The following is a 6,936-nucleotide window of genomic DNA, read 5'->3' on the forward strand; positions in this document are numbered from 1 at the left end:
GCACGGGGATCACGGGGATCGCTGACAAACGTGATCGAGTCTCGCCGTCGCCTTGTCACCAACAGGTTCCCCCACGCTTCTGTTGGTGCTTCATACGAACGCAAGCGGCCAGACTCGAACCGTTTCAGTATGAACATATAAGTCCCTGATCGCTATCTCCGCGCGTAGACCCTTGGTGCGCAAGGGCTCCCCCGGGCGCGCCCGGGTCGCGGCCTAGGCGGTTTCGGGCTCCTCGTAAGCTGTGCGCATGGCGAAGTGGACCCCCAGGCACGAGGCGCCGGAGCCCCTCGAGGGCCCCGTGGTGCCCGTCATCACCGGCGGCACGATCCTCTGGTTCCTGATGTTCCTGGTCCAGCTGCCGTTCTACGGCTGGTTCGCCGACCACGGGCACACATGGTGGCTGTGGACCTGCCTGGCCGGGGCGGGGCTGGGCTGTGTGGGCATCTGGTACGTGCGCAGGCGGGACGCGGCGATCAAGCGAGCCGCCGACGCCGGGCGGTGACTTTCGCAGTACCTCTCCCGCACTCCCTCCGACCCCCGCATGAGCCGCCCTCCTCCCCTGGTCGGATCTTTGAAGTGCCCGGCGGGTGAAGGCGCAAGTCCGCACGTACCGTCGAATGCATGACGCACATCGACGCGGGTGCCGAACTCGATCCCGTGCACCCCGCCCCGATGCCTGTGCGGGCGCGCGGCCTGACCGCCGCCGAAGTGGCCGAGCGGGTCGCCCGCGGTGACGTCAACGACGTTCCCGTGCGCAGCAGCCGCTCCCTGGGCGAGATCGTGCGCGCGAACGTCTTCACCCGCTTCAACGCGATCATCGGCGTGCTCTGGCTGATCATGCTGTTCGTGGCGCCGTTCCAGGACAGCCTGTTCGGATACGTGATCATCGCGAACACCGGGATCGGCATCATCCAGGAGTGGCGGGCCAAGAGGACCCTGGACTCGCTCGCGGTGATCGGCGAGGCACGGCCGACCGTGCGCCGGGACGGGACGGCGGCCGAGATCAGTACGTCCGGGATCGTGCTGGACGACGTCATCGAGATCGGGCCGGGGGACAAGATCGTCGTCGACGGCGTCTGCGTCGAGACCGACGGGCTGGAGATCGACGAGTCACTGCTCACCGGAGAGGCCGACCCCGTCGTCAAACGGCCCGGTGACCCGGTGATGTCCGGCAGCTTCGTGGTCGCGGGCGGTGGCGCCTTCCAGGCGACCAAGGTGGGCCGCGAGGCCTACGCCGTCCAGCTCGCCGAGGAGGCGAGCCGTTTCACGCTCGTGCACTCCGAGCTGCGCACCGGCATCTCCACCATCCTCAAGTACGTCACCTGGATGATGGTCCCGACCGCGATCGGCCTGGTCGTCAGCCAGCTGGTCACCACGCAGCACGGGATCAAGGACTCCGTCGCCCGCACGGTCGGCGGCATCGTGCCCATGGTCCCCGAGGGGCTGGTCCTGCTGACCTCCGTGGCCTTCGCGATCGGGGTCATACGGCTGGGCCGCAAGCAGGTCCTCGTCCAGGAGCTCCCCGCCATCGAGGGGCTCGCCCGCGTCGACACCGTCTGCCTGGACAAGACGGGCACCCTCACCGAGGGCGGCATGGACGTCACCGAGCTGCGACCGCTCCAGGGCGCCGACGAGACCTACATACGCAAGGTCCTCGGCGCCCTCGGCGAGGCGGACCCGCGCCCGAACGCCTCTCTCCAGGCGATCATCGACGCCTACCCCGGCAGCGAGGACTGGCGCTGCACCGAGGCCCTGCCCTTCTCCTCCGTCCGCAAGTACAGCGGCGCCTCCTTCAGCGAGGGCGACGGCCGGGCCAGTACGTGGCTGCTCGGCGCCCCCGACGTCCTCCTCGACCCCGACGACCCGGCGCTGACCGAGACCGAGCGGCTGAGCGAGCAGGGGCTGCGCGTGCTGCTGCTGGCCCGCGCCTCCCGGGACCTGGACGACCCCCGGGTCACGGCCGGCGTACGGCCCACCGCGCTGGTCGTCCTGGAGCAGCGGCTGCGCCCGGACGCCGCCGACACCCTGCGCTACTTCGCCGACCAGAACGTCCACGCCAAGGTCGTCTCCGGCGACAACGCGATTTCGGTGGGCGCGGTGGCCGGAAAGCTCGGCATCCGCGGCGAGGTGATGGACGCCCGGCACCTGCCGCAGAACCAGGACGAGATGGGGAAGTCCCTGGACAAGGGCACCGTCTTCGGCCGGGTCACCCCGCAGCAGAAGCGGGACATGGTGGGCGCGCTCCAGTCGCGCGGGCACACGGTGGCGATGACCGGCGACGGCGTGAACGACGTGCTGGCGCTCAAGGACGCGGACATCGGGGTGTCGATGGGCTCCGGCTCGGAGGCGACCCGGGCCGTGGCGCAGATCGTGCTGCTCGACAACAGCTTCGCGACGCTGCCGTCGGTGGTCGGCGAGGGACGGCGGGTCATCGGGAACATCACGCGGGTCGCGACGCTGTTCCTGGTGAAGACGGTGTACTCGGTGCTCCTGGCGGTGCTGGTGGTGTGCTCGCAGGTGGAGTACCCGTTCCTGCCCCGGCACCTGACCCTGCTGTCGACCCTGACGATCGGCGTCCCGGCGTTCTTCCTGGCCCTCGCGCCGAACAACGAGCGGGCGAGGCCCCACTTCGTCCGGCGGGTGATGCGGTACTCGATCCCGGGCGGGGCGGTGGCGGCGGTCGCCACGTTCGTCACGTACCTGATCGCCCGCCACCACTACAGCGGCCCCGGCTCCCTGGAGGCGGAGACCAGCGCGGCGACCCTCACGCTCTTTCTGATCTCCATGTGGGTTCTGGCCATCGTCGCCCGCCCCTACACCTGGTGGCGGATCGGTCTGGTGGCCGCGATGGGTGTGGCGTTCGTGTGCGTGCTGGCCGTGCCGCGGCTGCAGCACTTCTTCGCCCTCAGGCTGGTCGGGGAGACGATCCCCTGGGTCGCGGTGGGCATCGCGGCGGTGTCGGCGGCCGCCCTGGAACTGCTGTGGAAGTGGGTCGACCGCCGGTTCCCCGCGTGATGCCCTAGTCGAACCAGCGGTCCCGCGCCAGTTCCCCGGTGCGGGACGGGTCCTCCAGCAGCGCCGCCACCTCGAAGCGGCGCGGCCACTGGCCCGCCGCCCAGGCCAGGCCCGCCGCGACGCCCTCCAGGGTGGCCGCGTGCAGGACCCCGCCGGCTGTCAGGCGCCAGTCCAGTTCGACCCCGTCGACGACGAGTTCCTCGTGCTCGACGTACGTCTCCGGTGTCCGGGGTCCGAGCAGGACCCGCACCGACTCCGGTACGTCGTGCTCGACACCTTCGGAGGTCACCTCGCCCGTCACCGACTCGCTCAGCCGCCGCACCTGGAACAGCTCGGCCAGGTCGGCGGCCCGGGCCGGGCGGACCGGCAGCAGGGGGACGCCCTCGGTGAACGGCAGCAGGTCGGGTGAGTCGACCACCACCGCGTCGGCGGCGTCCACCACGGTCACCCGTCCGTCGACCACCGCCCGCAGCTCGTCCGGCAGGGTCACCCGCTGGGGGTCCAGCTCGGCCAGCGCGCCGTACAGCGCGTGCAGTTGGGCGGCAGTGACGGCCCGGTCCGGGTCGGCGAGCCGGTCGAGGAGTTCCGCCGCGCCGCCGGGCTCGTCGAGGAGGGCGGCGACCGACGTCCGTACGCCGAGGGCGCGCAGCACCTGCTCGTCGTCGAAGCCGGTGGCGTCCGCCTCGTCGTACAGGCCGGCGAGCAGCGGGTCGCCGCCCGCCGCGCGCAGACCGGCCGGGCGACGGCCGTCCAGCACCGGGTGGCCGCGCAGCCACCAGGCCGTGTAGGGGCGTACGACCTCGTGGGTGCCGTCCGGCAGCAAGACCCGTACGGGCTGGGTGAGCGCGTCCCTGAGCGGGGGTCGGGAGAGCAGGGCGAGAGCCTGCGGCCAGCGGTCGTCGTCGACCAGGTCCAGGTCCCGTACCGCGACGACCTCGGTCGCCACCGGCGGCACCGGGCTGTCGGGCAGCCGGTCGAGGACGTCCTCGCACCACACGTCGACCGCGTCCAGCAGCCCCACGTCGTCGGGTTCGGCGAAGTCGGAGTCGCGGGGCTCCAGTTCGTCCGGGTCGAGAACGACGTCGGTGGCGCGGACGAGGGTGAAGCCGGCGAGCACGCCGCAGGCGGCCAGCGGCTGCTGACCCCAGCGTTCGGCCAGGTCGGCGTCCACGAAGGCCAGCTCGCCCTCGCGCATGACGCTCGCGAACGGGCTGCCGGGCAGCACGAGTTCCCCGGCGGGCGCGAGCTCGCCGTCCTCGTCGGGCAGCGCGAGCGCGCCGAGCCACGGCTCGTCACCGGGGTCGAGGCCCGCCTCGCGGACGAGGGCGAGCACGGTGTCCGCCAGCTCCTCGGCGTCCAGGCCGTCCTGCTCCCAGCCCACGCCCTCGTCCTCGAGGGAGGCGGCGACGGCGGCCCGCACCTGCGGGGTGGTGAGGATGGCCCGCGGGGTGGCCGGGAGGGCGCCGAGCTTCTCCAGCAGCGGGTGGGCGCCGTCCGCGTGGGCGACCTTCAGTCCCAGCCGGGCCAGCGCCTGGGGAGCCACCGGCGGCCCGTCGAAGGTCGGCAGCAGGATCTGCCGGGGCCCGATCGTGGTCCGCCCGTCGGCGAGCGGCACGGGCAGCCCGGACAGCCGGTCCGGGTCGACCCCGGCCAGGCTGTCGTACAGCCGCCACCACCACTCCGGCGCCTTCTCCAGTCCCGCGAGCCGGTCGATCGCCTCGGTCAGCGGCACCCGCGCCACGCCCAGCGTCCGCAGCTCCACGCGGCGTTCCAGGCCCGCGGGCAGCAGGCAGGGCAGCACCTCGGCGAGGACCCGCACGGTCCCGGCCCCGGCGCCCTCGACGACCTCGGCGTCCCGGGGGCGCAGCGCCTCGGGCAGTTCGTCGTCGTCGCCGGGCTCGTTCGCGGGCGGCAGGAAAGCGGTGCGCGGCAGTCGCTCGAGGATGGCGCCGCGCAGCGCGCCGTCCAGCTCCCCCTTGCCCAGCGGCCCCGGCACCAGGTCCAGGACGCCGGAGGTCACCGGGCGCCAGGCGGCGAGGAGTTCGGCGTAGGCGTCGGCGGCGCGCTCCACCAGGAAGTCGGTCAGCGGGCCGGGCGCGGCGTGGCGTCGGCTGGTGTCCAGCGGGAACGACGCGATGAGCAGGGCGGGCACCCCGAGCGGCTCGTCGCTGGGGGTCGGGGCGTGCACCACCGGGGCGGTGCGGGGGCGGCCCGGGGTGCCGTCGGCCTCGGCGGGGACGGCCCAGGTGACGGACCAGTGGGGGCGCAGCCGCTCCTCGACCGGGCGGTCGGCGAGCAGGTCGGGGGTGAGGGGGCCGTGCTGGGAGACGGTGCGCCAGCGGGTGGTGCCGTCCCGGGAGTCGTCTACGACGGTGTCCGTGCCATCGGCGCGGCGGATCAGCGTGCGGGGGCCGAAGTCGTGGATCTCGACGACGACTTCCTCGAGGCCGGGCAGGGCGAGCAGCAGCGCGTCGTCGACGGCCCCCAGCAGCCGCTCGGCGAGATCGGCGGCCGCCGCGTCGCGCAACGGGAGGATGACGGCGGTGTCGTACGGGTCCGGGGCGGTGCCCTCGGCGGCGAACGGCAGCCTCAGCAGCGGCACGTGCCCGTCGCGGCGGCGGATCTCGTCGCCGAGGCCGGGGCTGTGCCGGGCGGTCTCGGTGGCGAGTTCCCTGGCCTCGGACAGGGACCAGCGCACTCCGCCGTGCCGGCCGACGACCGCGGGTTCGTCACTGACGGAGAGGACCGCCGCGAAGCCGACGCCGAAGCGGCCGACGGCCTGCTCCCGGTCGTCGCGCTTGGCCGAGGCCCGCAGGGTGGACAGCGACTCGACACCGGCCGCGTCGAGCGGGGCACCGGTGTTGGCGGCGACGAGCACGCCCTCGCGGAGGGTCAGCCGGAGCCGTCCGGGCACCCCCGCCCGGGCCGCGGCGTCGGCGGCGTTCTGCGCGAGCTCCACGACGAGCCTGTCGCGGTAACCGCCGAGGACGAGGTCCTCCTCGGCGTTGGCGTCCTCGCGGAACCGGGCCGGGCTGGTCGCCCAGGCGTCCAGCACGCCACGGCGCAGGCGGGCCGTGCCGAACGGGTCGCCCTCGGCCGCCGGTCGCACGAAATTGCTCACGCTTCATCCTCCACCGGGTCGCTTCGCTGGATGAAGGTACCGTGCGGCGCGGTGGGCGTTCTGAGGGCTCTGCCCCCAGACCCCCCTTCGGCCTGAACGCCCTCGTCCTCGAACTCCCCCGAGCTCTTCGAGCAGGGGGGACCACCGGACGGGCCGGTCATGCTCGGCCAGGTTCGAGGTGGCCGGGGGCGTGCCCTACGAGTGCCCCAGCTCCGCCGACGCGTCGTCCGCCACCGCCGGCACCGAACCCTCCGGCGACGGCCGCAGCGGAAACGGTTCGACCTTCGTCTCGTCGACCACCGGCGGAGCCGGGCGCGGCGTCTTCGGCATGACCGCCGCCTCCGAGTGACCGCCGCAGCCGTACGACAGGGAGACCACACGGCCGTCCGCCGGGGAGAACTCGTTGGCGCACACCCCGAAGGCCTGTCCGAGCGAGCCGCCGATCGGGACCAGGAAGCCGCAGGAGACACAGGAGGCGGGAGCCGCCTGGGCCATCGGCGTCTTGGCGCCGAACGCCTCCTCCCAGCGGTCCGCGGCGACGTGCAGTCCGTAGCGGGACAGGACCCGGGCGCGACGCATGCCCAGCTCCTCCGCCACCGCGGAGATCGAACCGCGCGACGGGGCGATCGGCAGGTTCGCCGGGGCCCCGCCGGTCACCTCCGCGTCCTCCGCCTCGACCAGCTCGGCCATCTCCCCGGAGACCGCCGCGTTCGGCGGCGGCTCCTCCTCGCCGGTGAAGCCGGGCTCCAGGCGCAGGTCCTCCGCGTCCGTCGGCAGCAGGTCTCCCGGGCCCAGGTCGC

At 73.5% G+C, this 6,936-nt stretch carries 4 protein-coding genes; 2 read left to right on the forward strand and 2 right to left on the reverse strand.

Features of this window, described 5'->3' with window-relative positions:
- Positions 1 to 247: 247 nt before the first annotated feature.
- Both C3488_RS03670 and C3488_RS03675 read left to right on the forward strand, forming a co-directional pair.
- A complete protein-coding gene (locus C3488_RS03670) occupies positions 248 to 502 on the forward strand; it encodes a DUF2530 domain-containing protein (protein ID WP_103837820.1) in 255 nt (84 codons plus the stop codon).
- A gap of 119 nt (positions 503 to 621) precedes the next feature.
- On the forward strand, positions 622 to 3,015 hold the full coding sequence (locus tag C3488_RS03675) for a cation-translocating P-type ATPase (RefSeq protein ID WP_103837821.1): 2,394 nt from the start codon (positions 622 to 624) through the stop codon (positions 3,013 to 3,015).
- A gap of 4 nt (positions 3,016 to 3,019) precedes the next feature.
- Here C3488_RS03675 and C3488_RS03680 read toward each other — a convergent pair whose 3' ends face one another.
- Entirely contained in the window at positions 3,020 to 6,136 is a 3,117-nt protein-coding gene (locus tag C3488_RS03680; RefSeq protein WP_103837822.1) for a sacsin N-terminal ATP-binding-like domain-containing protein, read from the reverse strand.
- Positions 6,137 to 6,331: 195 nt separating this feature from the next.
- Positions 6,332 to 6,936 (reverse strand): DUF3027 domain-containing protein (locus C3488_RS03685; RefSeq protein WP_103837823.1); only part of this gene is annotated, 605 nt, incomplete at its 5' end.

The organism is Streptomyces sp. Ru72 (assembly GCF_002920635.1).
GTDB lineage: Bacteria > Actinomycetota > Actinomycetes > Streptomycetales > Streptomycetaceae > Streptomyces.